We start from the raw sequence: 23,503 nt of genomic DNA, 5'->3' as shown, positions 1-23,503 counted from the left end.
TGATGATGACAGTGGTGACTGTGCCAGCAACAACGGCCAATTTGGGGCCAGGGTTTGATTGCTTAGGGGCCGCTCTGACCCTTACCAATACGTTCACCTTTTCCTTGAGCGATCGCCCCCATGTCAGTGTGCGGGGCACTGAAGCCGCCGCTGTCAGCAGTAGCTCCGACAATTTGGCCTATCGTGCCTACAGCCGTTTCTATCAATATCTAGGCCGCGAAGCCCCACCCGTGTATCTAGAAATTGATCTGGGGGTTCCTCTTGCCCGGGGTTTAGGCAGTTCAGCGACAGCAATCATTGGTGGTTTGGTGGGAGCCAATCGGCTGGCGGGCTTTCCCCTCAGTCATCACGAGGTGTTGGAATTGGCAATTGAAATGGAAGGCCACCCGGATAATGTGGTGCCTGCGTTGCTTGGGGGCTGTCGTCTAGCTGTCCAAGAAACCACAGGGGGATGGCATTGGCTGGAGATTCCTTGGGATCAGGATGTGGTGCCGATTGTGGCGATTCCAGACTTTGAGCTAGCGACGGAAACAGCGCGGCAAGTGCTGCCTCCCCACTGTACCTACAGTGATGCGGTTTTTAATCTCAGTCACCTTGGCGCTTTGCTGCGGGGCTTGGAAACGGGGCAACGGGAGTGGCTGCAACTCGCCTTGGGCGATCGCCTGCATCAACCCTACCGCCAAGGTTTGATCAAAGGTTATACAGATCTCCACCGCGCGGCCCTTGGGGCAGGTGCCCATGGTCTGGTGATTAGTGGGGCAGGGCCAACCCTCTTGGCGCTTGGGGATCCCCTTACCGCCCCAGCCATTGCCGCAGCGTTGAGGGAGACTTGGGCAAGGTTTAACGTACAGGCGCGGGTCGAGGTTCTCGCCATTCAACGCCAAGGGACAACGGTGCGCGATCGCTAGAATGCTTCCCTGCTGCTAGGAGGTGATTGGATGAGTCAAGAACAGGAGGATTTGACAACGGAAGTGCTGCAACGCCTGCGCCGCAAAGAGGGAACTTGGCAAGATTGGGGGGCAGCCTGCCAGCAACTGCAAAAACAAGGACTCTCTCCCCAAGCGATTTTTGAGGCTACGGGCATTGAACCCATCCACCAAAACCAACTGATCATTGCCCTGCAAGTCAGTCAGAGCCTACGGGAAGCCCCTGAATCCGTACGCGCCTATTTTGAGACCCAGGGGAGTGACCTGCTCTATGAACTGCGGGTCTTGTCGGCGGGCGATCGCCTTGCAGTAGCGACGCTAATTGTTGAGAAACAATTGGATCTCACTGCGGTTCATGAGGTGTGCCGTGCCCTTAAGGCCGTGAGCTATCAAAAGGATGACAGTGAAGGCTTTGCTGAGAGCGTCGGCGATCGCATTGGTCGCTACTACTGGCAACTGGCACGGCAGCAACGCGATTTGGCCCAGCGATCGCGCCTCATTGCTCAGGGCTTTCGCTTTGTGGAATCTGCCACAGGTCGGCAAGCCCTTGAAAAACTGCTGACGGACTTTACCGTGGTTCCCGCTGCTAGTCAACCCCGACTCCCCCTTTACCGCCTAGATTCCGCTGAAGACCTCCCCTACCTCCTTCCCGTAGCAGGAATAGCTCCCCTCACTGCCGCAGCGTTTAATCAAGTGCCCCAGTTAACCGCCACAGGTGCCTTTCAATTCGTCTCCATTCCCCAGCCCATGACCCTAGTGGCTCTCCCCAGTTGGCAGGTTCTCCTGAATGCCGTTGATCCTGTGGCAGTTCTTTGGCCTGCGGCAGACTTACCCACGGAATTGCCGCCAACGCCTGAGGGACTCCCCATTGAACAGGTGCTCTTGATTGTGGATCGCGGGCTGCCAGAATGGGATCGCGATCGCTATCTGCTGCTCCCCTCTGCCTCTACGGACACTGTCCAACTCACTTGGTGTCCTGAACCGCCTACAGTTCCGATTCTGGGTCAACTCCTGCTGGTGCTGCGCCCCCCCCAAGTCTTGGACGAGAGTATCAACAAAGAATTCTGGTTCTTTGAGGAGTAATTCCTCAGGCAAGGTTGACCACTACCCCCAGCGGGCTGACACTGCCCAAACTGTAATCGCCCAAGGCGAGACGCACTGGTTGCTGGGGTGCCTTCAGATTCACCACCACAAGGGTCTGATCCACCAGTCCCGACCAAAGCTTGGCATCGGCAAAGTTGGCTAAGGGCGGTGTATCCACAATTACTAGGTCAAAGTAGTTTTTGAGATGAGCCATAAATTGCTTGATGGTGTCTTGGCTGAGGAGCCGCATCGGCTGTTGCCGTAACTCCCCGGCAGTTAAAATTGCGAGGCCGCGCCGCGCCTGAGCAACGCTATACCAGTGCCGCCGGTGAATCAACCAATCCGCCAAGCCCTGTTCATTGGTAAGGCCAAGATAGCGGTGAATCTGGGGTCGCCGTAAATCCCCATCAATCAGCAGAACGCGCCGACCCGTGGCTGCGGCAGCAAGGGCAAGATGGAGGGCAATCGTCGTGCGCCCATCGGCGGGTAGGGCGGAAATAACAGCCAACACATGCCCTAAGCCCACGGCTTGGAGGTTGGCAAACGTCTGATGAAACGCCTCCTGAAACTTCACCCGTTCACCGACACAGGGGAGCACTTGGGTCACCTGCCACAGCCCTGAATTGCCTTTCGCCACTCGCTCTAGGCGAAGATGAGTTTGCGGGGTTGTCCTGGGGATTGTGCCAAGGAGGGGCAAGCCTAGGGTCTCTTCTACTCGGGCTGGACTGAGAAACCTATTGTCGGCGGCATCCGCTAGATAAGTGGCCAGAACTCCCAACCCAAGGCTGGCGATCGCCCCCAGCACCAGCAGCAGTAAGCGCGGAAACGTAGGCTGAAGGGCGGGATTTTCTAGATCCGTCAACACCTGCCACGCAAAGTTATTCTGCGCCAGTTGTAGTTGCACCGCCTGTCGAGCTTGATTGAGCATCTCTAGGGAGAGATTCGCCATCCGCATCTGATTTTGCAGGCGATCAATCGCGGGCAGTTGGCTACTCAGTTGTTGTAATTGTTGGGCAACCGCTGCTTGAGGAGCAGCAAGCTGAGCATCATAGCGCCGCTGGTTTTCGTACTCAATCCACGCCGTAATGTAGTTAGTAATCAGCGTTTGCGAGACGGTTCCCTGAAAGCCCAAGGCAGTGGGGTTGTCCACTCGATATTGTTCACCAATTACTTGGCGGGCGATCGCCTGCAATTGCTCCACTAAAACTCGCCGCTGCTCCTCTAGGGCTTGGATGACGGGTGTCCCTTCACGGAAAATAGCCAGATTCTTGGCAATTTCTTGATCCAGTTCTTGAATGCGTGCCAGTTGTTGTTGATAGGCAGGGGAGGTACTCAAATTTGCTGCTGCTAGGGCTTCAGCGGGTGTCATCTTTAGTTGTTCTTGGAACCCTTGAAAACGACCGTAGGCCTCCACAGCCTTTAGGCGAGCTGCTTGGCGCAGGTTATGGATTTGGCGGTACTGTTCTGTCAAAAAGCGCAGTTGCTCCGAGGGTTGCAGACTTGCGCCTTGCGGTTGACTGGCTTGGAGTTGCTGCTGTAATTGATCCAATTCTTTAAGGTGCCGATTGATCTCTTTATCCAGTTGTTCTAGGGTGCGATGGAGCTGTTCTTGGCGATCGCGCTGACTATAGTCAACAAATGCTTCTGCTACGGCTTTTAAGACAGCGGTCACGATTTCGGGCTGGCGATCGCGATAGGCCACTTCTAAGACTTTGGTTTGCGCTGCGAGTTGCTCTGTTGCTGCATGAACGACGGGTCGAATTTCTAGACGCTCGGCCAAGACCCGTGGGGTCAGGTGGGGGTACTGCTGTTGCAGTTTCCGAGCAATGGGTGCCAGTACTTCATCACTTTCCAGCACCAGAATCTGTGACCCCAAATCAACTTGAGGGGTTGGGGTTGGTGAGGGTGACGGCAGGGAGTCGCTGGGAAGGGTTCCCGCAAGGCCATCGCGACGGGGTAGCGTTGGTGCAGGCTGTGGCTCTCTGAGCGGTTCCATCAGGAGGCGAAAATAGGCCTCGTACATTTGCGGCTGCCAGAGGACATATCCACCGATTGCCAAGAATGAGAGTAAAGCTGTGCCACCAAGAAGTCGCCACCGTCGCCGATACAGCTCGCCGAAGGCTTGCAGCCCACCTTTTTTAGAACTCTTTATGGTGCTGAATCGTAAGGAACTTCGCTGGCGATCGCCCGCAGGGCGTGCCTCACGATTGACGACTCGTAAATTGGGTACCTTGTGGGGAAGCGACATCAGCAGGATACCCTCTCTCAATCGAATTGATTAATTAGATTAAAAATAATTCCTAGCGTTCCCAGCCCCCCTAGAGGACGCAAGGCATTCCCAATCGCATCCCCCACTTGGGTTACCCCTGAGCGTTCTACCACAATCACATCCCCCTGTTGCAACACAGGATTGGTGTTGGCATCGGGTTGAGCCGCCAAGCTAAAGGGAATGCGTCGCCGACTGACGGTGCCATCGCGATTCAGCCGCACCAGCGTCACCCGAGACCGATTGGCACGCTGCACATTAAATCCGCCCGCCGCCCCAATTCCCTGAGTGAGGGTGGCATTGGCAGGAACTTCCACAATACCTGGTCGGCTCACTTCACCAATCACTTGAATTTGAATTTTTTCTGGCGAAAAGGTAGCAGAGGCCACCCGTATGGCTTCCGCTGCATTTACTTCCTTTGCCTTGGGCACCACAATTACATCATCACTGCGCAGCGTAATATCTTGGTTGGCATCGCCAGACTGAATCATTTCCCAGAGGTTAATTTTGGTCACCGCAGTTTGGCCATTTCCCAGTTGACGGCGCACCTCAATGTTGCGAATGTCTGCCTCTTGGGTAATGCCACCGCTTTGAGCGAGTACTTGGCTCAGGCGAGGCCATGTTAAGCCACCGGAAAGGCCAATACCAGGAGCAGAGGCCGATACAGACGTAAAAGGAACAACGTAGGTTCCCGGACGGCTAACCTCACCCGCCAATAGAATCTTCATGGGGCGCGGAGTCTGCAACGTAACCGTCACTGCTGGAAAGCGCATGACTTTACTATAGGCATTGAGAATCACCTGCTCTGCTTGGGGTAGGGTTAAACCGCCCACCATGACTCGTCCCGCCAAAGGTAGAGTGACTGAGCCATCGAGATTAACCGTGAATTGTCGCTGACTAGTAACGCTTGCCGGCAGGTTGACCACTTCAATAAAAAGCACATCCCCTGGCCCTAAAAGATAGTCTTGGAGGGGATTCACGCTGGTAAAACTATAGGAGTTTGGACTGATAGACCTAGGTTGAGCGGTGACGGAGGGGAGTGCTAGAAGTGTTGCCCCAAGGGTCAGGCCGCTAGCGATCGCCAGCCCGACAGCCCCTTTTTGCAGTCGTGCTAACCTTTTACACCCCATCGTGAATGCTCCTAGTGAGTCTGCGCTTTTGCCAAGAACCTATGTTCTCTCCCGTTTTACCACAGGGCAGGGGGACACTGGGAGATTCCCAGCGGTTTAACATGGCAAAAAGCAAAGAGCCTACCCCCTAGGAAGACAGCTTTAGAATAAGAGTAACCGACTTTTAACGAATTGTAATGTCAGACCAGCCACTCATTTGTCTAGAGCATATTTCTAAGGTCTATGGCCAAGGGGAAACCGAGGTTCACGCCCTCAAGGATGTGAATCTAGAAATTCAGCGAGGGGAGTACTGCGCCATTATGGGGGCATCGGGATCCGGCAAGTCCACAATGATGAATATTATTGGCTGTTTGGATCGCCCGACCTCTGGCCGCTACTTTCTCGATGGCCAAGATGTGGCTCACCTCAGTGATGATGAACTGGCTCATATTCGCAATGCCAAGATTGGGTTTGTCTTCCAGCAGTTTTACCTTCTGGGGCAGCTGACGGCACTGGAAAACGTGATGCTACCCATGGTCTATGCTCAAGTCCCGCCTAAAGAACGGCGCGATCGCGCCATCGCTGCCCTAGAACAGGTGGGCTTGGGTCACCGCCTTGAGAATCGTCCCAATCAACTCTCCGGCGGACAGCAGCAACGGGTGGCGATCGCCCGTGCTATTGTCAATCAGCCCCTGCTCCTCCTTGCCGATGAACCCACCGGTGCCCTCGATAGTCACACCACAGCGGAAATTCTCGCCATCTTTAGTCAACTCAATGAGGCCGGCATGACAGTAGTTATGGTCACCCATGAACCTGATGTGGCGGCGGTCACGCACCGCATTATTCAGTTTCGTGACGGTCAAATTCGCTCGGATCGCCCCAACGTGCCTAGCCCGCTGACGGCACCTGTTCTATCTTAAGAAGGGGAATCACTGAGAAAAAAGCAATGGCAAAGGCAGTTTGGAAAGGCGTGACCTTGGCCGAGAGCGATCGCTATGAAGTTGTCGAAGGCAATGTTTATTTTCCGCCCGAGGCACTCAACCTAGCCTATTTTCAGCCCAGCGATACCCACACGGTTTGTGGCTGGAAAGGCACAGCCAGCTACTACCACGTTGTTGTCAACGGTGAAGTGAATCGCGATGCAGCGTGGTACTACCCTGATCCCAAGCCCGCGGCAGCCAATATCAAGGGTTATGTGGCGTTTTGGCGCGGGGTACAGGTGACCCGCTAAGGGGAGGAATCCCGGCGCGGTTAAGAATTTCCGGAATCAAATCTTCACGGCGCACGGCCATTAAGTGCACCCCCTGACAGAGTTGTCGTGCCTGTTGCACCTGCTCCGCTGCAATGGTAATGCCTTCGTCGAGGGGGTCAGAGGCAGCGGCAAGGCGATCGATAATGTGCTGAGGAATCGCAGCCCCCGGCACCGCGCGATTGATAAACAGAGCATTTTTAGCCGACTTGAGGAGAAAAATTCCCGCCAGAATTGGTCGCCCACAGCCAGCAGCAATCTGATCCATGAACTTGGCGAGCCGCTCAAAGTCGGTAATTAACTGGGTTTGAAAAAACTGGGCACCCGCTGCCAATTTGCGTTCAAATCGCTGCTGCAGTCCTGACCAACTGGGCGACTGGGGATCAACGGCTGCGCCGGCAAAAAATTGGGTGGCACCATCGGGCAAGGGGCGCTCTTCACTATCCACCCCTTGATTGAGTTGGCTAATAACCCGCAATAGCCGCACAGATTCCAAATCAAAAACTGCTTTGGCTTGGGGATGATCGCCTACTTTAACGGGATCGCCTGTCAGTGCCAAAATGTTGCGCAAGCCAAGCGCAGCAATGCCCATGAGGTCTGCTTGCAGGGCAATACGGTTGCGATCGCGACAGGCCATCTGACAAATGGGTTCAAATCCCTGCTGTTGGAGCAAATAGGCAGCGGCCCAAGAACTCATGCGCAAAACCGCACGACTGCCATCGGTGACATTTACCGCATGTACCCGTCCCTTCAAATGAGCCGCTTGACGCAACATGGCACTGGCATCCCGCCCTTTGGGGGGACACACCTCTGCAGTGATGAGAAACTCACCCTGCTCACAGGCAGCTTGGAAATGAGAAACAGACAAGTAAATAAGTAGAGCGCGACTAGGCCACTATCATACACACTACTGACGCCTGTTCCTAGGCGGCCAAATGGGCAGCCACCGTCTGCACCAAAGTCTCTGTCCAATAATGAGCAACGCTTTGCTGCTCTGCTTCCACCATCACCCGGATGACAGGTTCTGTACCAGAGGCACGCACCAAGACTCGCCCGCGATCGCCCATATCCAGTTGGGCTTTCGCAATCATCTGTTGTAGAGGTTCACACTCTTGCCAATGGAGTCGCCGCTGCCGATCCTCAACACGGACATTGCGCAGAATCTGAGGATAGGGAGTAAAACTCTGGTCCCGCAGTTGGTCGAGGGAGAGACGGGAATCTTGGACAAGGGTTGCTAAGTGCACGGCTGTGAGCAGGCCATCTCCTCCTACACCATAGTGACGGCAGAGGATATGTCCCGACTGTTCTCCCCCCAGCATGGCACCGTGGCGCAACATCTCTGCATGGACGTATTGATCGCCCACCGCTGACCGCACCAGTTGTCCACCCCGCGCTTGCCAAGCCCGCTCAAAGCCCAGATTAGACATCACAGTGGCAACAATCAAATCCTTGGGCAGTTGGGCTTGCGACTGGAGCCTTTGTCCCCAGAAATAGAGAATGTGATCGCCATCAACGACTCGTCCTTGACTATCCACTGCCAGCACGCGATCAGCATCCCCATCAAAGGCAAACCCCATCGCAGCACGGGTTTCACGGACAGCCTGTTGCAACGGCTCTAAATGGGTCGAACCGCAGTTGACATTAATGCGATCGCCATCGGCGCGATCGTGAAGAGCAATCACCTCAGCCCCTAGGGCATGGAATACCGTCGCTGCCACTGATACCGCAGATCCCCAAGCCAAATCCAACACCACCCGCAGTCCCCGCAGCGGTTGACGATCCTCAAGGGGGGCTTGTACGGCATGGCGATAGCGCTGAAGCAGTTCGGGACGATGATGCAAATGTCCCCACTGCTCCGTATGGGGCAGGGATAAGCCAGCATTGAGGTGCGCTTCAATTTCTTTTTGCAGATCAGGACTGAGCTTCGTACCGTCACTGCCAAAAATTTTAATGCCGTTATCGGCGGGCGGATTGTGACTGGCGGAAATCATGGCGCCACCAATGGCTTCTGTGGTGGCCGTTAGGTAGGCAATGCAGGGGGTCGGACACAAGCCCACATTCCACACTTCAAAACCAGCGGCGGTTAACCCTGCGGCCAAGGCTGTGGCCAACATATCGCTGGAGTTGCGGGAGTCTTGACCAATAATAAAGGGGCGCTGGGGTGCATCCGTAGTCTGCCGCAGCACTTCTCCTACCCAATATCCCAAACTCAAGGCCAAGTTGGGGGTTAGGAACTCCCCAGCGCGTCCGCGAATGCCATCGGTGCCAAACCGAATCGGCTGCTGCCCAGTCATGGTTAATTCCTCACGCCACACCAGTACTCACTATTTTCTAGTCGATCTCCTGAGCTATGCAGGAGAGACGTCTTAACATTTATTCACTATCTCTGGACTATAGCACCTCCATGAACCTTTGCTGCCGCATCAATGTCCCCCCATAGGAGTATTCTGGATCAGCGGGAATTGAGGCAAAGCCAGATGTTACCACCCGACCTGCGCCAGCAATTGCAATCGTCCCAAGGGCGACTCCTACACTTGTTGGAGTCCTTTTCCGCAGCACGGGTACTGGTGGTGGGAGATCTCACCCTCGATGAATTCCTCACGGGTCAGGTGGAGCGCCTCTCGCGGGAAGCCCCTGTGCTGATTTTGCGCCATGAGTTTACCCGCCAAGTCCCCGGCGGCGGTGCCAATGCCATCTACAATTTGGCCAAGTTGGGTGCTCAGGTGCAGGCCGTTGGTCTGGTGGGTGCAGATCCCCAAGGGGAAGCCCTCTGTGGCATTTTTCAAAGGGCAGGGATTGATACGCGAGGCATCTTTAAGGATAGCGATCGCCCCACAGTGACAAAAACGCGCATCTCAGGTCATGCTCGCCAGTCGGTGACACAGCAAATTGTGCGGGTGGATCGCAAGTCCGATGATCTGCCTGCCCCGGCGCTTCAGGAGGCGCTAGCGGCCTTTATTCGTCAGCAGGTGGGGACTGCCGATGCAGTAGTTTGCTCCGACTATGGCGATGGCGTCTTTACCCCCCCTGTGATTGCCGCTGCCCTACAGCATGAGCGGACCATTGTGGACACCCAACGGGATTTAGCCCGCTATCGCGGTGCTTTTCTATTTACGCCGAACCTGCCAGAAGCAGAGGCAGCGGTGGGTTACCCGATTCGGACGGAGGCAGACGTACTGCGGGCTGGGGAAGATTTACTCCACTTGACGGGCGCTAAATATATGCTGATTACACGCGGCGATGCCGGTATGAGTCTCTTTAGTCGCGAGACGGCGCCCTACCATTTGCCCGCCTTTAACCGCACCGATGTCTTTGATGTCACTGGGGCGGGCGATACCGTTGTTGCTGCTTTAACCCTTGCCCTTGCGGCGGGTGCCAGTTTTTGGGAGGCAGCGGTTTTAGGCAATTTGGCCGCCAGTATTGTCGTACGCCAGTTTGGCACAGCTACCACATCCACCGCCGAGATGGCGGCAGCCCTGCACCATTTGCTGGAAGATTAGTGCCGCGTAGCCTGCTGTAACCATTCAAGAATAGCTTGGGCAAGGGTACGGGCAAGCTCAGCTTGGGCTTGCGGGTTGACAATCCACTCAAACTCCTCAGGGTGAATCATAAAGCCTAGTTCCAGCAGCACCGCAGGGGCAATTGTGGGACGAGTGAGAGCAAGGTTATTCCAAAACACACCGTACTGCTGCCGCCGCAGTCGCTGACTGAGATACCCCTCGAGGAAAACGGCCAGAGCGTGGCTTTGGGGGTGATACCAAAAGGCGCCAATTCCTTGGGTATGGCGGGCATCGCCAGCATCGGGGAGAGCATTGTAGTGCAAGCTCAGGGCAAGGGTGGGTTGGGCGGATTCAATGGCGAGCAGGCGATCGGACAAGTCCAGATCAATATCCTCTGTGCGCGTCAAAATGACCGTTGCCCCAAGGCGTTCTAGCTCAGGTGCCAGTTTTTTGGCCAGTGCCAATGTGACGACCTTCTCTGGGGTACCATCTGGACCCCGTGCGCCCAAGTCCTCAGGCCCGCCATGGCCGGGATCAAGGACAATTTTAACCCCCCGCAGGGGTTGTGTTCCCCGTTGGAGTTGGGGTGGATGACGCAGGTGCAGCACCAGCCGATTCCCCTCATAGGCCACACGATAGCCCCACTGTTGACGATGATGCAGCGTAAAACGATACTCCACCCGCTGTTGATCAACAGGATACCAATCAAGGCGTTGAATCACGGGATCGGCATCGAGGCGAATGATGTCGGTTTGGGGAATCGTGTTGTGGAGTGTCAGCGTGAACTGGCGATCGCCCTGCTGAATTGAAATCGGTACGGGTACATCCAAGGGAAAGCTAATTTCTGTCCAACCGGCAAGCTGGCGGCTGGTAATACTGCGGATGGTGGCGATTGTTGGCAGAGCACTGGAGAGGAAGCGGACTTCATTGGCGCGGATCCACCCCCCATAGTCCAAATGCAGCCAGTCCCCCGTTTGTCCTCGCACCCGTGCTCGCGTTCCCACTGGCAAGGGCGTTAGCCGTGAATAATCGGTGCCGGGGCCAGTGCGGGCTACCCCCCCAAGGGAGCGGGTGACTTCAACAACAGGTAATTGCGTTGGCTCCACCACACGAATGCGGGCACCTAGCTGGCGTTGGTTGTCAAATTGCCACTGAATTTGGCCATAGTCGCCCACTTGGCTTAGCTGGAGGCAATTGCGGTAGAGAGAAGGGCGAGGGGTCACCACATCTGCTTGATCAATCAGGGCAGCAAGGTTAGACGGCAGTTGTACTTGAGGCGGGAGGGGTTCTAGGGGCAGAATGTGCTGACCCACTTGGACTTGAACGGCGCGATCGCTAGGAGCAGCAGCGGTAAAGCAAACAATTTCATTGGCCAGACGCACTAAATCGGCGGTTGGTTCTAGGGGTTGTAGGGTGGTTGGTACTTGAGGCACCGTGCGGGTGATGGCAAAGTCAAGGCGCTGATCCCCCGCTTGCAGGGTGATGCGATTCAAGCCGGGCTGCAGGAGAATACTGGGGGCAAAGTGTCCCGCTGGCGAGCGATCGCTAATCACTTGACCATTGAGCGTCACCACAACCTGTGGCGGTGCTGTGCCAATAAAGAAAATCTGAGGGGCACTGGTGGCGTGCTCTCGCGGCGGATAAACCACCTGCAGTGACCCCATTGCCGGTGCTGGCTGGAGTGAACTCACCATTAGCGCACCAAAGAGACTCAAACCAAACCAATTCACCCCCAACCCTCATACATTTCTTAATCTTTTCTTTAGATTACTGCCCTTATCTAAAAAAATAGGGTACTCACATCGCGTTTTGCCTATTCTGATCCTGTTTCATCCTTGTGCAAAGGACTGTTATAAAAGTCAATCACTTCTCAGAAAAGAGAAGAAGTTTTCTCTTAGGCTGCTTATAGAATTCGTTGATCCCCGCTTGAGTAGCATATTTTTTAACATTGGGATCATTGTCATCTCTAGGAAATCCATCCATAATAAATAGTGTCCTCTCTCATAAATTCCCTTAATGTTGCGCAATACTATTGCTTTAGTCTTATCAGTTTGAAACCTTACTTTTGCGCAGCGCTCTTATCACAATTTCGTGTCCATCAAAAATAATTTAAGGATTATTTAACTATGGTTACCATGCAAACGATTCACTGTCCTCACTGTGGCAAATTAGCCCTGCGTCAACGCTATGGCTCCGTCACTCATACGCAGTGCCCCCACTGCGATTACGTCCTAACAATGTGCGATCGCACAGGACGGGTGTTAGAGGCCTACACGCCTGAAATTACCCATGTGGGTCAGTATGGTGCCAACCTCACCTGCACCATAGAGCGAACACGGGCACTGTGCTAGCAAGAATTCATTAGAAGAATCTAAAGATTGATGAGGAAAATCCTGAGAGTTGTTAAGATAGTTTGCATATGGCTATCTTACTTCTACTGGTACTGGCATTGGTGCTGTGGTCGGTGCGACTCCTCCACGGTGCCTATCGCCTTCGGGATTTTTCCTTACTGCTGGCCAGTGGCCTCGTGGCCATCTCAGCGGGAGGCGTGATTTTTGTCTATAGCCTGATGAATGGCTGTGTCGGCTATCTCAGTCAAGGGCAGTCCATTCCTGAATCCGATGCTCCTGTCATTATGTCTGATGTAGCCTACTTTGAGAGTGCCTCCGGAGCAACGACCCCAACCTTTAGCCCCTAGGTCTGACTCACGATCCAAGCGTAGGCGATCGCTAGCGTCAACACTGTCAGGGGCGCACCAAAGCGTAAATGCTGCCAAAAGGAAAAACGGTGTCCTGCGCTCGCGGCGGCCTCAACGGTAATTAAATTAGCCACAGCACCAAAAAGGGTAAGATTGCCCGCGAGGGTACTTATGGCTGCTAATAGGTACCAAAGTTGATCGGCACCTTTGGGGATAAACTGCGCGAGCAACAGCACGGTCGGGACGTTAGAAATTAAATTTGACAGCAGGGCGGTGATCACCACGAGGGGCAGCGGCTGATTGACCCAAGGGCGCAAAACGGTCAATAAATCAAAGTTTTGAATACAGCGGGTAAGAATAAACAGACCTGCAAACAGTACCAAGAGAGACCAATCCACCTGCGCCAGCACGCGCTCTGGCTTGAGACGGCGCGTCACCAGTAAAGCTGCTGCCGCCAACAGAGAGGACTCTGCTAGGGGAAAGCCCACCAGAAAGGCCAAAAACATCAGTCCAGCCACAATCAGGGTCTTGGCGAGTAATTCTTTTTGCACCCGTCCTGCGGGGAGCGTAGCCAATGTACAGGGCTGGCGCGATCGCACCCCCGGATACAGCCACCATAACCAAACCACTTGCAACCCTAACCCCAATACCGCTACAGGTACCATCACTTGAGCAAACGGAAGATACCCCAGATGAGAAAACGACCCAACAAGGATATTTTGGGGATTGCCGCTGAGGGTGGCCACTGAGCCGATATTCGTTGCACCAGCGATCGCCAGCAGATAGGGCACTGGATTCAAGCCCAAGACATGGGTAATGCGCAAGGCTAGAGGCGTCGTTACAAGAGCAAGGGTATCGTTGAGAAAGACTGCCGATAGGATTCCTGTTGCCACAGTGAGAAACACTAGTAACCCCAAGGGACTGCTACTAAAGCGCACCACGGTCACCATCGCGATTTGAAAAAAGCCGCTCAAGCCCAGATAAGCATTGACAATCATCATGCTGAGCAAGAACACGATGGTTTGCGGATCAATCGCTTGCCAAGCGGTAGGCAGATCAATCGCCCCAAGCGCGATCAAAAGCGCCGCACTCACAAGGGCGATCGTTGCGCGATTCATGCGTAGCCCCGGTACCCCCCCAAGGGCTAAGGCACCGTAGCTGAGGGCAAGGATCAGGAGTTGCAGTAGAGACCGCAGCACCTACTGTTGGGTTTGAATTTTCTTGGCCTCTAGGGCATCGAGCAACTCCCCAAGGGCGGCCATATCATCGGCGTCATATTCCCGCTTCCACAGCAGTTGGGAAATTTGGTTTTCAATGGCTGAGGTTAACACTTGGGTTTTGAGCACCCGTTGCACTAAGCGTTGGATCATCATAGGGGGTCAGCAGCTTAGACAGTTTTTCTCTAGGGTAGCCCATTGGCTGTGGAGCAAACCGAATGAACCACTTTCTCAAGTGGCACAATTTGCTATAGTGAGGGCACTGGGATCAGCAAAGTGTTGATCCTAAGCTAGGGATCGTTGCCCCATCAATAAATCGTGTTTCGATAAATTAAGGAAAGTTGAAATTCGAGAATACACCAGATATACTAAAGGGCAACTTTTGTAAACTCAATAACAGTTCTTTGAAGGCAAAGGAGGTAGGGCAACTTGGCCAGAAGACGGAAGCGGAAGAGCCGGCGGCGTCTCGAAGGACGCAAAATCCTTGAGTGCGTACCTCAATATAGCATCGAAAGTGGCGAAGATAAACCCGTCACAGCAGCGCGGAAATTTATTCAAGCAAAAGGGATCACCCCACCTGCTTTGGTTCTTGTGAAGCGGAATGAGCACACCACCGATCGCTACTTCTGGGCAGAAAAGGGCTTATTTGGTGCGCAGTACGTTGAAGAAAACCACTTTTTATTCCCTAGTCTAAGGGAACTTGCTGAAGAGAAAATGGCAGCCACCCGTTAGGCTGTTTTTTTACAAACCCCCATTTTATGAAGAGTCAGGACTTGCTCTTGGCTCTTTTTACTTTTGGGGTGAGAGGCTAAAATTTGATCTTTTGGCGCCATTTACTTATGGCAATTTGGAAACTGTCCCCTAAAATAGAAATAGCGGAGACGCACGTTTCCGTTCACTCCTCACACCACACCCCGCCTGGGCAGTTACTGGTCCGGGCGGCTTCCTTTTAGAAATCAAATCCATAACCTCGATGGGCAATGCACTACTGTATCTGTCATCAAACTACCTACACCTACAGCGCCCCTGTTACCCTTGCCCCCCATGATCTGCGCTTGATCCCTCGCAGTGACGGCCACCAACGCCTGCGATCGCTCTCCCTCCAGATTTTACCCACCCCCCAAGGCCAAAGTACCGTCCTCGATGTCCATGGCAATCACCTTCAGCGTTACTGGTGGTTACCGCAGCCCACTACTTCCCTCGTCATTCAAGTCACCTCCGAAGTGGAAACCTATTGTGAGAACCCCTTTAACTATTTACTCGACCCGTGGGCAATTACACTCCCTTTTAACTATCCGCAACGCTTGGCAACGAGCCTATATCCCTATCTATCCCCGCCAGTGGATCCGGTTGCCTATGAATTGGCGTGGCAAATTTTAGCCAGTGGGGATGGCAGTGTTCTCACATTTCTCAGTGATCTCAATAACAAAATTTACCGCACCTGTCAGCACCAAATTCGCGAAACCGGTGCTCCTTGGCCCCCCTGTGTCACTTGGGCAAAACAAATGGGTTCCTGTCGGGATACAGCAGTCTTGTTTATCCATGCCTGTCGGGCTGTGGGCTTAGCAGCGCGGTTTGTCAGTGGCTATCAGGAGGGCGACTTGGACAATCCTGAGCGCCACCTCCATGCTTGGGCTGAGGTCTATTTACCGGGCGCAGGCTGGCGTGGTTATGATCCCACCCACGGCCTAGCAGTGAGCGATCGCCACATTGCCCTTGTGGCTGCCGCCGATCCCGCTGATGCAGCCCCCATTCAAGGTGCCCTATGGGGACAAGGGGTTACCTCAACCATGACCTATCAACTTCAGATTCAGCGACTTTCCTAGGGATGAAAGAAAAAGGCGGTGCCGAGAATCCCATAGGTAGCTAGTAGCAGTGCTCCCTCTAACCAGTTGCAGCGGCCATCCAGACTAATCACATTGGCAATCACAACGGCAATAATCACCGTCACCACTTCAAACAGACTAAAGTTCAAGTCCATCGGCTGACCAATGACCTGGCCAATGAGCACTAAGACAGGTGCCACCAACAGTGCCACCAAAAGCGACGACCCCAAGGCAATCGAGACAGACAGATCCATGTTGTTTTTGAGGGCAACCCCCACCGCCGTCACATATTCGGCTGCACCACCCACTAATGGCAAGAGGATCACCCCCGTAAATAGCGGCGTCAGACCTAACCCCTCCGTTGCCGCCTCAACGGCGCCGACAAAAATTTCCGACTCAAAGGCCACCCCAATCGTGGCCATAATCAGCACAGTGATCCACAGGGGGAGGTTCGGCTGTTCAGGGTGCCCCTCTGCATCCCCCAGTTCCACCTGACTGACATCGTACAGATAGCTATGAGTTTTCAGGGAGAAGAGTAAGGTTAGCCCATAAACCAGAATTAGAATGATCGCGGCCACGACTGACATTTTGGAAATGGCTGTTTGCGGCACACTGCTGGAGGTATAAATGACCATTGCCGGCAAAAGCATGGCAGCGATCGCCACCGTCATCGAGGAAGCATTCACCCGTGCCACCACTGGGGCAAAGGATTGCTCCTTGTAGCGAATGCCCCCCAGCAGCATGGATAACCCCATCACCAGCAAAAGGTTCGCCATCAGGGTTCCCGTAATACTGGCTTTGACAATATCCACTAAACCCGCTCGCAGTGCCGCAATGCCAATAATCAGCTCCGTGGCATTTCCAAAGAGGGCATTCAATAGCCCCCCAATCGTCGGGCCAGTGGCAAGGGCGACCTCCTCTGTTGCCGTGCTCAGCCAGATGGCTAAGGGGGCGATCGCCAAGGCTGCCAAAATAAAGACGGAGAGGGCACCCCATTCTAGTTTCTCAGCGGCAATCGAGAGGGGAATAAACACCAAAAAACCAATCGAAACTAGTCGCTTCATGGGGGCATCCTTTACATGGTGGAAATGCTGAAAGGAGAAAAATCTCCTCTATCCTAGCCTGCGGTTGGAGTTTTCCATCTCAAGCGGCGAGAAATCCAGTTGGTACCTAGCCACTGCGCAGGATCACGCGCTGATTTTGGCGGGCGACAAGGGAGAGCGTCAGCGGGCCAGCAGTATAAACGGTGGTGGGAGTGACCGCACTAATATCAATTGTCCCTTGGTGATCTTTGAGATCGAGAACAAATTTCACCAGTTCAATTTGGCGAAAGGAACCCACTGTGCCGGTTACTGGATCGGGAAGCACCCCGGAGGCGATCGCCCGCTGATTGCTCTTGGTAAACAACTGATCCAACCGTTGCAAAATTTGCTCATCGGTCATTTGGCTCGGATCCAAGGAAATCGTAGCCAGATTCTCCCCTTGGCGGAAAACCTCCTGATTCCGTGCCACTTGGGGCACCACGAGAATATTACTTTCCCCCTGGAGATAGTTGGCTGCCGCTAGGATACGCACCACATAGGGCTGACCGTCACTAATTTGGCTGCGCAGGCGGTTCACGTCTTCGGTGGTAATTTGAATCACCTGATCCGTCGGTTTCACATTTTGAGGATTGTTGAGAACAATGGCATTGCGCCGCGCTTCCCGCAGCAGTTCTTCAATCACTTGGGTGGCTTGAGCCGCATCCTTGACATTTTGGATGATGGCCGAGGCCAAGACTTGCCCTGTGCGAATGGCGATCGTTCCCCGCCGCAGACCCAACAGCAGGATGCTCACGTTTTCCTCAAGGCGTTGGCGACTGGCCTCAAGGACAGCAATTTCCCGTTGCAGATTGCGCTGCTGACTGCGGAGGAGCTGCTGCTGCTGATTGGCGAGAGCCAGTTGATCCTGAATGCGGTCAATTTCAGCTTTCAGACGATTCTTTTGATCTTCAACTTCGGCAAGGCGTTGTTGAGCTGTACGGGTGGCGGTTTCTAGGGCGGCTTTTTGAGCGGCTACATTCTCAAGGCGCTCCTGGATGGCCTGTCGCTCCCGTTGCAGGCGTTGGATTTCTTGCCGCAGGCGTGCCCCTTGGGCTTCAAAGTTTTCGAGGTCTTTTTGGGCTTGGGTGTAGCGGTTTTGGAGGTGCTTCAGTTCTGCTTCGGTAAGGGTTTGGCGATTGACGGCCTGCTCTAAGATTTGGTTGGTTTGACTGAGGCGCTGGCGGATGTTGGCCAGTTCAATTTGCGATTGCGCCAGTTCCGCTTCAATTTCATCCTTTTGGGCACGGGTTTCCGCGAGTTCTTGTTCAGCAGCGGCTTGTTGACGGCGAATGGTATCAATGCGCAGCACGCCATCGCGCAATTCACGGCTGAGGGCAAAGAGGATGGCTAGGGTGGAGGCAGAAATTAAGCTGCCTGTGAGAATGGTAATGAGCACGGCTGTCTGGCGAGGCCGCAGATTAAACCAACTCAAGCGGGCTTTGCCCACTTTGGAGCCAAGGCGATCGCCCACTGTCGCGATCGCGCCCCCTAGGATAATCACCGCCAAGACGAGAACATACCCAGCCATATTTCGGGTACTGCTGTCACTCCCCAACTATACTTTCTACAGTATGCGCCGATGCTCTTCCCTACAATGGTTTGGGCAAATCACTTTGACTGCGATTAACCAATGCCAAAAATTGCCACTTGGAATGTCAACTCAATTCGCACCCGCCTTGATCATGTGTGCCAATGGTTGGATAGCACTGGAGTGGATTATCTCTGTCTTCAGGAGACCAAAGTCACCGATGCGGAGTTCCCACGTCAGCCCTTTTTGGATCGTGGGTATCACGTTTATTGTAGTGGTCAAAAGGCCTACAACGGGGTGGCCATTCTCAGTCGTCAACCCCTTGCGGGAGTAGAAGCGGGTTTTGCCCCCCAATTGCCCAGCCACAGTGGGTTGGATACGCAAAAACGACTCATGCGTGCCCAATTAACCCTTGGGGTGATCCTGGTGAATGTCTATATTCCCAACGGCGGCGAGTATGGTAGTGAGAAGTACTACTACAAGCTGCACTGGCTCAAGGGACTGCATGCGTACTTGCAAAAACTGACAGCTCAAGGGGATATAATTCTCTGTGGCGATTTTAATATCGCCCCTGAAGATAAGGACCTTTTTGATGCCAGCGATCGCGCCACAAGAGTAGGAGCCACCGATGCGGAACGGGAGCTGCTTGCAGCCATTCGCGACCTTGGCTTCCACGATGCCTTTCGCCACTTTACCGAGGAGCCGGGGCACTACTCTTGGTGGGATTATCGGGCGGGCGCCTTTCACCGCAATCAGGGTTGGCGCATTGATCACCTCTACATTACCGCCGGGGTCAAAGCGCGTGCCTGTAATTGTCACATTGATATTACCCCGCGGCGCTTACCCAGACCCAGTGACCATGCCCCAGTGATCCTAGAGATTAAATAGGGGTTGCACAGTGGGCTGCCGCAGCCACTCCGTTAACTCCTGAACCCCTTGACCGTAGGTGAGATCAAAGGTCAATGGCGTAATACTAATTAGATTTTGGGCAATGGCTTCCACATCCGTGGGCGCCTGATTGGGGTCTTGCGGGTATTCTTCAACCACCTCACCGGCAAGCCAGTAGTAGGTTTTGCCGCGAGGGTCAATGCGCTTTTGGAACAGGTCATGGTAGCGCCGAATCCCCTGCCGCGTAATCACCACACCAGCAATTTCACTGGCGGGTAGGGCAGGCACATTCACATTGAGGAGCATCTTTGGCGGCAGGGGGGCAGTTTCCAGCGCCTTGAGCAGACGACTGGCAAAGTCAGCAGCCGGCTGAAAGTCATGAACTGTGAAACTAGTGAGACTAATGGCAATACTGGGAATTCCCTCAATCACCCCCTCCATGGCAGCAGACACCGTGCCGGAGTAGAGAATATCCGTGCCGAGGTTGGAGCCTTGGTTAATCCCAGAAACAACAAAATCCGGGGGTTCCTCTAGGAGAGCACCAAGGGCAAGTTTCACACAGTCGGAGGGGGTACCGGAGCAGGCCCAGGCCTTAATACTGGGGTGAAAGCGATCGCTGATGACTTCTGCACGAATCGGATCAAAGACTGTGAGGCTATGCCCTGTTGCAGAGCGTTCGCGATCAGGACACACGACCACGACTTCATGGCCAGCGATCGCCAGCGTGTCTGCCAACGCCCGAATACCGGGGGCAAAGACCCCATCATCATTGGCAATCAGTAACCGCATTTCCCGCCCCCTGAATCGTGAAGTATTGGCAAAACATTACAGTTGATTGCAAATCGCAGCACACTCCCTGAGAAATGTTAACCTCTAAGAGGGTCAAGTGGCGCATTGCATGACCCACCCTGCCAAACAGTTTGAATGCACCATGCCTGACATAACCATCTTGGGGATTGACAGGATCTATGGAACGCCTACTGAACCATCAGTTGAAGGAGAACACTGTGTCTGTGCATCAAAGTCATCCGTTATTCCGTGAAGACCTCAGCGAATACGTTGCCCATTTGCAACTGCACATGGCACTCCAAGCCCGCAATCTAGTGCCCGCCCTGAAACATACAGGCGACAGCCGCGAGCAACTTCTCCACCAAACCCAAGCCACCTTCGAGAAGCACGTTTCCCGTCAAAGCTATATTGGCTAAAGCAATTTTTCTCTGTGCTCAAGAATCAAAACCTATAATTTCTAAGCAGCAGTAATCTTGCTGCTTTTTGCGTTCGTTGGGGGAGTCGCTCCCCTCGCCACTTTGAGGAACGATCGCAACAGAGTACACTAGGGACGATATTGCTATTTGTAACACTCTTGCCAGCGTTCTCAGGAGGTTTTATGGCGCGGACAGAGTCCACGATGCTTGCCCTTGGTACTGTTGCTCCCGATTTTCAGCTCCCCGATGTGGTGAGTGGGCAAACGATTTCCCTCAACACCTTTGCCGACAAGAAAGCGCTACTGGTGATGTTTATTTGTCGCCACTGCCCCTATGTGAAACACGTCCAAGAGGAACTGGCGAAGCTGGGGCGCGACTATAAAGACACGAGTCTAGGAATTGTCGCTATTAGTGCCAATGACGCCGCCAACTATCCCGATGATGCCCCAGAGTCCCTGAAGGCAATGGCCACCGAGCTGGGGTTTACATTTCCGCTTTGTTACGACGAGAGCCAAGAAACCGCCAAGGCCTATACGGCAGCCTGTACACCGGACTTTTTCCTTTTTGATGGCGATCGCAAGCTCGTGTATCGGGGCCAACTCGATGACAGCCGCCCCCAAAATGGCTTACCGGTAACTGGCAAAGACTTGCGTGCCGCCATTGATGCCGTGTTAGCTGGTCAAACCCCCAGCGAGGATCAAAAACCGAGTCTCGGCTGTAATATCAAGTGGAAACCGGGGAATGAACCCGCTTATTATAGCCAAGGTTAGAAAGGCAAACAGAGGGGCACTTTTATTGCCCCTTCTCAGTCGTTAACCTACGGTTATATCAATGGCAATGGGTTTGGCTGTATTGACGCGATTTGTTTTTTAGGTGTGAGCAGTGAATAACCAACTTCTTTCGCCAGTGCGAATGCAGCCAATGGGGGCTGCTCTGAAAACGGTAGCAGTGGCAATGGCAGCTGTGGCGATCGCCCTTGGTCCTCTGAGTCCAGGCCGTAGTCAAGAAGCCCCCACCCCTCCTGAAAACCAACCTGCCGAAACTCCGACCTCCCCAGCACCACCATTGACAGAACCAACTCCTGAGCCTCCGCCAGCGGTAACCCCAACACCGCCCACCCCCCCGTCTGTGGGCCAGCCTCCCGTTGATGAACCCCAAGTGTTGATTGCGGAAGTGGTGGTTGAAGGCGCCACTCCTGAACTAGAGCAACTGGTGTATCAAGTCATTAGCACCCGGCCCGGCAGTACCACCACCCGCACGCAACTACAACAGGATACCAACGCCATCTTTGCCACAGGCTTTTTTGCTGATGTCAATGCCGTCCCCAGCGATACGCCTCTTGGGGTGCGGATTACCTTTGTCGTGCGTCCCTATCCGGTGCTGCGAGCCGTTCAAGTCGCCGGCAATCAAGTGCTCACCCAAGAAAAAGTCAATGAGATCTTTGCACCCCAAATTGGCCGTACATTGAACCTCCGCGAGCTACAGTCCGGCATTGAGAAAATCAACACGTTTTACAAAGACAATGGCTACATTTTGGGGCAAGTGGTTGGTACCCCCCAAGTGGATCCCGATGGGGTTGTGACGTTGCAGGTGGCTGAAGGGATGGTTGAACAGGTCACCTATCGCTTCCTCAATAAAGAAGGGGAGCCAACAAAACAGCGTACTCGTGACTTTGTCATTAGCCGCGAAATGGACATCCAGCCCGGCGTTGTCCTCAACCAAAATACCGTGCAAGCCGATTTACGGCGCCTCTTTGAACTGGGACTTTTTGAGGATGTGCAAGTTGCCCTTGAACCGGGTCAGGATCCGCGAAAGGTGAACTTGATTCTCAATATCAAAGAGCGCAACACCGGCAGTATTTCCGCCGGGGCAGGTTATAGCTCGGCCTCAGGTCTATTTGGCACCGTGGCCTTCCAGCAAAATAACCTCTTTGGGCGCAACTGGAAATTTGGGGTGGAAGCCCAAGGCGGCACAGAAGGGGAATTGCTCTTCGATGTGAACTTCACAGATCCGTGGATCAAGGGCGATCCCTACCGTACCTCCTATACCGTCAGTGCCTTTAACCGCTTAAATGTGCCTTTTACCTTCAGCAATGGCCCGATTAGCGTCCCCTTGGCCAATGGTGATTTGCCCCGCATCAACCGCTTGGGTGCTTCCATCTTCTTTACCCGCCCCTTTACGAAAGATCGGGAGTTGATTCGCACCGCTTGGACCGGTTCTCTTGGTCTGCAATATCAGCGGGTCACCTCTATGGATGCTTCTTTTAACCGAACAGCCACCGATGTTTTAGGCAACTGCTTAACCTTTCCCGATAACGGGGTCTGTCGTGGCTACAATGACCTGTTTACAGTGCAAGCAGCCATTCTACGCGACCTGCGCAATGATCCCCTGCGGCCGACGAGTGGTCAAGTGATTCGCTTGGGAGTGGATCAATCCATTCCCATTGGAGCGGGGAGCATTCTATTCAACCGAGTGCGCGGAAGTTACAGCTTCTATATCCCGGTGAAGTTTCTGCGGATTGAGGGGCCGCAAACCTTTGCCTTCAATATCCAAGCGGGCAACATTTTTGGTGATTTGCCGCCCTATGAATCCTTTACGATTGGGGGTGCCAACTCAGTACGCGGTTGGGAAGAGGGAGCGATCGGCTCCGGACGCGCGTTTGTGCAGGGAACCATTGAGTATCGGTTCCCGATTTTTAACATTGTTGGCGGGGCGCTCTTTGTGGATGGAGCAAGTTTGCTCGGTACCCAAAGTAGCGTGCCGGGACAGCCGGGGATTGTGCGCGGTAAACCCGGCGAAGGTTTGGGCTATGGCGCAGGGCTGCGGGTGAATACGCCCTTGGGAAATATCCGCATTGACTTTGGCTGGAACAATGAAGGGGGCAGCGCCTTCAGCTTTGGCATTGGGGAGCGCTTCTAGGAGAGAG

At 53.9% G+C, this 23,503-nt stretch carries 23 protein-coding genes; 13 read left to right on the top strand and 10 right to left on the bottom strand.

What is annotated here, in order from left to right; translation table 11 throughout:
* Positions 1-2 precede the first annotated feature (2 nt).
* On the top strand, positions 3-908 hold the full coding sequence (gene thrB, locus ACK4HN_RS07680; RefSeq protein ID WP_409877435.1) for a homoserine kinase: 906 nt from the start codon (positions 3-5) through the stop codon (positions 906-908).
* Positions 909-938: 30 nt separating this feature from the next.
* Positions 939-2,009: a RuBisCO accumulation factor 1 gene (locus tag ACK4HN_RS07675; RefSeq protein WP_409877433.1), complete on the top strand. Its 1,071-nt coding sequence runs from the start codon at positions 939-941 to the stop codon at positions 2,007-2,009.
* Between the two features lie 4 nt (positions 2,010-2,013).
* Here ACK4HN_RS07675 and ACK4HN_RS07670 read toward each other — a convergent pair whose 3' ends face one another.
* Positions 2,014-4,257 carry a polysaccharide biosynthesis tyrosine autokinase gene (locus ACK4HN_RS07670; protein ID WP_409869843.1) on the bottom strand — a complete coding sequence of 748 codons (2,244 nt, stop codon included), beginning with the start codon at positions 4,255-4,257 and terminating at the stop codon, positions 2,014-2,016.
* 17 nt (positions 4,258-4,274) lie between these two features.
* Positions 4,275-5,405, bottom strand: coding sequence for an SLBB domain-containing protein (locus ACK4HN_RS07665; RefSeq protein ID WP_409877430.1), 1,131 nt, complete (start codon positions 5,403-5,405; stop codon positions 4,275-4,277).
* 176 nt (positions 5,406-5,581) lie between these two features.
* Here ACK4HN_RS07665 and ACK4HN_RS07660 point away from each other — a divergent pair, with 176 nt between their 5' ends.
* Together ACK4HN_RS07660 and ACK4HN_RS07655 are read left to right on the top strand one after the other, a co-directional pair.
* Positions 5,582-6,304 (top strand): ABC transporter ATP-binding protein, encoded by a 723-nt coding sequence (locus ACK4HN_RS07660; RefSeq protein ID WP_409869847.1) that lies wholly within the window; start codon positions 5,582-5,584, stop codon positions 6,302-6,304.
* A 26-nt stretch (positions 6,305-6,330) separates the two neighbouring features.
* Positions 6,331-6,615 (top strand): DUF427 domain-containing protein, encoded by a 285-nt coding sequence (locus ACK4HN_RS07655; protein ID WP_409852903.1) that lies wholly within the window; start codon positions 6,331-6,333, stop codon positions 6,613-6,615.
* On the opposite strand, the gene ACK4HN_RS07650 is transcribed toward ACK4HN_RS07655, so the two are convergent.
* Positions 6,569-7,501 carry a methylenetetrahydrofolate reductase gene (locus ACK4HN_RS07650; protein ID WP_409869849.1) on the bottom strand — a complete coding sequence of 311 codons (933 nt, stop codon included), beginning with the start codon at positions 7,499-7,501 and terminating at the stop codon, positions 6,569-6,571. The genes ACK4HN_RS07655 and ACK4HN_RS07650 overlap by 47 nt on opposite strands.
* Before the next feature lie 55 nt (positions 7,502-7,556).
* Positions 7,557-8,927 (bottom strand): phosphoglucosamine mutase, encoded by a 1,371-nt coding sequence (gene glmM, locus ACK4HN_RS07645; protein WP_409869851.1) that lies wholly within the window; start codon positions 8,925-8,927, stop codon positions 7,557-7,559.
* A 183-nt stretch (positions 8,928-9,110) separates the two neighbouring features.
* On the opposite strand from glmM, the gene rfaE1 reads away from it, so the two are divergent.
* Positions 9,111-10,133, top strand: a complete 1,023-nt coding sequence (gene rfaE1 / locus ACK4HN_RS07640; protein ID WP_409869853.1) for a D-glycero-beta-D-manno-heptose-7-phosphate kinase — start codon at positions 9,111-9,113, stop codon at positions 10,131-10,133.
* Here rfaE1 and ACK4HN_RS07635 read toward each other — a convergent pair.
* A complete protein-coding gene (locus ACK4HN_RS07635) occupies positions 10,130-11,863 on the bottom strand; it encodes an N-acetylmuramoyl-L-alanine amidase (RefSeq protein WP_409869855.1) in 1,734 nt (577 codons plus the stop codon). The genes rfaE1 and ACK4HN_RS07635 overlap by 4 nt on opposite strands.
* 396 nt (positions 11,864-12,259) lie before the next feature.
* Between ACK4HN_RS07635 and ACK4HN_RS07630 the strand changes: the two genes are divergently transcribed.
* Complete coding sequence (locus ACK4HN_RS07630; RefSeq protein ID WP_409869856.1) at positions 12,260-12,484, top strand: replication restart DNA helicase PriA; 225 nt, start codon at positions 12,260-12,262, stop codon at positions 12,482-12,484.
* Positions 12,485-12,552: 68 nt separating this feature from the next.
* Positions 12,553-12,831 (top strand): hypothetical protein, encoded by a 279-nt coding sequence (locus ACK4HN_RS07625; RefSeq protein WP_409853032.1) that lies wholly within the window; start codon positions 12,553-12,555, stop codon positions 12,829-12,831.
* Here the strand turns inward: ACK4HN_RS07625 and ACK4HN_RS07620 are convergent.
* Positions 12,828-14,030, bottom strand: coding sequence for an anion transporter (locus ACK4HN_RS07620; protein ID WP_409869858.1), 1,203 nt, complete (start codon positions 14,028-14,030; stop codon positions 12,828-12,830). The genes ACK4HN_RS07625 and ACK4HN_RS07620 overlap by 4 nt on opposite strands.
* Positions 14,031-14,204: a hypothetical protein gene (locus ACK4HN_RS07615; RefSeq protein ID WP_409869859.1), complete on the bottom strand. Its 174-nt coding sequence runs from the start codon at positions 14,202-14,204 to the stop codon at positions 14,031-14,033. It abuts the gene before it with no gap.
* A gap of 273 nt (positions 14,205-14,477) precedes the next feature.
* Here ACK4HN_RS07615 and ACK4HN_RS07610 point away from each other — a divergent pair, with 273 nt between their 5' ends.
* Positions 14,478-14,780, top strand: coding sequence for a DUF3155 domain-containing protein (locus ACK4HN_RS07610; protein ID WP_409853039.1), 303 nt, complete (start codon positions 14,478-14,480; stop codon positions 14,778-14,780).
* 248 nt (positions 14,781-15,028) lie between these two features.
* Complete coding sequence (locus ACK4HN_RS07605) at positions 15,029-15,874, top strand: transglutaminase N-terminal domain-containing protein (RefSeq protein WP_409869861.1); 846 nt, start codon at positions 15,029-15,031, stop codon at positions 15,872-15,874.
* On the opposite strand, the gene cax is transcribed toward ACK4HN_RS07605, so the two are convergent.
* Together cax and ACK4HN_RS07595 are read right to left on the bottom strand one after the other, a co-directional pair.
* Entirely contained in the window at positions 15,871-16,938 is a 1,068-nt protein-coding gene (gene cax, locus ACK4HN_RS07600) for a calcium/proton exchanger (protein ID WP_409869863.1), read from the bottom strand. The genes ACK4HN_RS07605 and cax overlap by 4 nt on opposite strands.
* Positions 16,939-17,044: 106 nt before the next feature.
* Positions 17,045-18,484: a DUF3084 domain-containing protein gene (locus ACK4HN_RS07595; protein WP_409869865.1), complete on the bottom strand. Its 1,440-nt coding sequence runs from the start codon at positions 18,482-18,484 to the stop codon at positions 17,045-17,047.
* Between the two features lie 102 nt (positions 18,485-18,586).
* Between ACK4HN_RS07595 and xth the strand changes: the two genes are divergently transcribed.
* Positions 18,587-19,372, top strand: coding sequence for an exodeoxyribonuclease III (gene xth / locus ACK4HN_RS07590; protein ID WP_409869867.1), 786 nt, complete (start codon positions 18,587-18,589; stop codon positions 19,370-19,372).
* Here xth and surE read toward each other — a convergent pair.
* Complete coding sequence (gene surE / locus ACK4HN_RS07585) at positions 19,358-20,161, bottom strand: 5'/3'-nucleotidase SurE (RefSeq protein ID WP_409853051.1); 804 nt, start codon at positions 20,159-20,161, stop codon at positions 19,358-19,360. The two genes, xth and surE, sit on opposite strands and share 15 nt — an antisense overlap.
* A 179-nt stretch (positions 20,162-20,340) precedes the next feature.
* On the opposite strand from surE, the gene ACK4HN_RS07580 reads away from it, so the two are divergent.
* The 3 genes from ACK4HN_RS07580 (at position 20,341) to ACK4HN_RS07570 (ending at position 23,496) form a co-directional block, all read left to right on the top strand.
* On the top strand, positions 20,341-20,577 hold the full coding sequence (locus ACK4HN_RS07580; protein ID WP_409853054.1) for a hypothetical protein: 237 nt from the start codon (positions 20,341-20,343) through the stop codon (positions 20,575-20,577).
* A gap of 182 nt (positions 20,578-20,759) precedes the next feature.
* Positions 20,760-21,347: a thioredoxin family protein gene (locus tag ACK4HN_RS07575; protein ID WP_409853056.1), complete on the top strand. Its 588-nt coding sequence runs from the start codon at positions 20,760-20,762 to the stop codon at positions 21,345-21,347.
* Between the two features lie 112 nt (positions 21,348-21,459).
* Entirely contained in the window at positions 21,460-23,496 is a 2,037-nt protein-coding gene (locus tag ACK4HN_RS07570; RefSeq protein ID WP_409877428.1) for a BamA/TamA family outer membrane protein, read from the top strand.
* The last annotated feature ends 7 nt before the right edge of the window (positions 23,497-23,503 follow it).

The organism is Thermosynechococcus sp. (assembly GCF_046299655.1).
GTDB lineage: Bacteria > Cyanobacteriota > Cyanobacteriia > Thermosynechococcales > Thermosynechococcaceae > Thermosynechococcus.
This window is presented reverse-complemented; position numbering and strand designations above follow the sequence as displayed.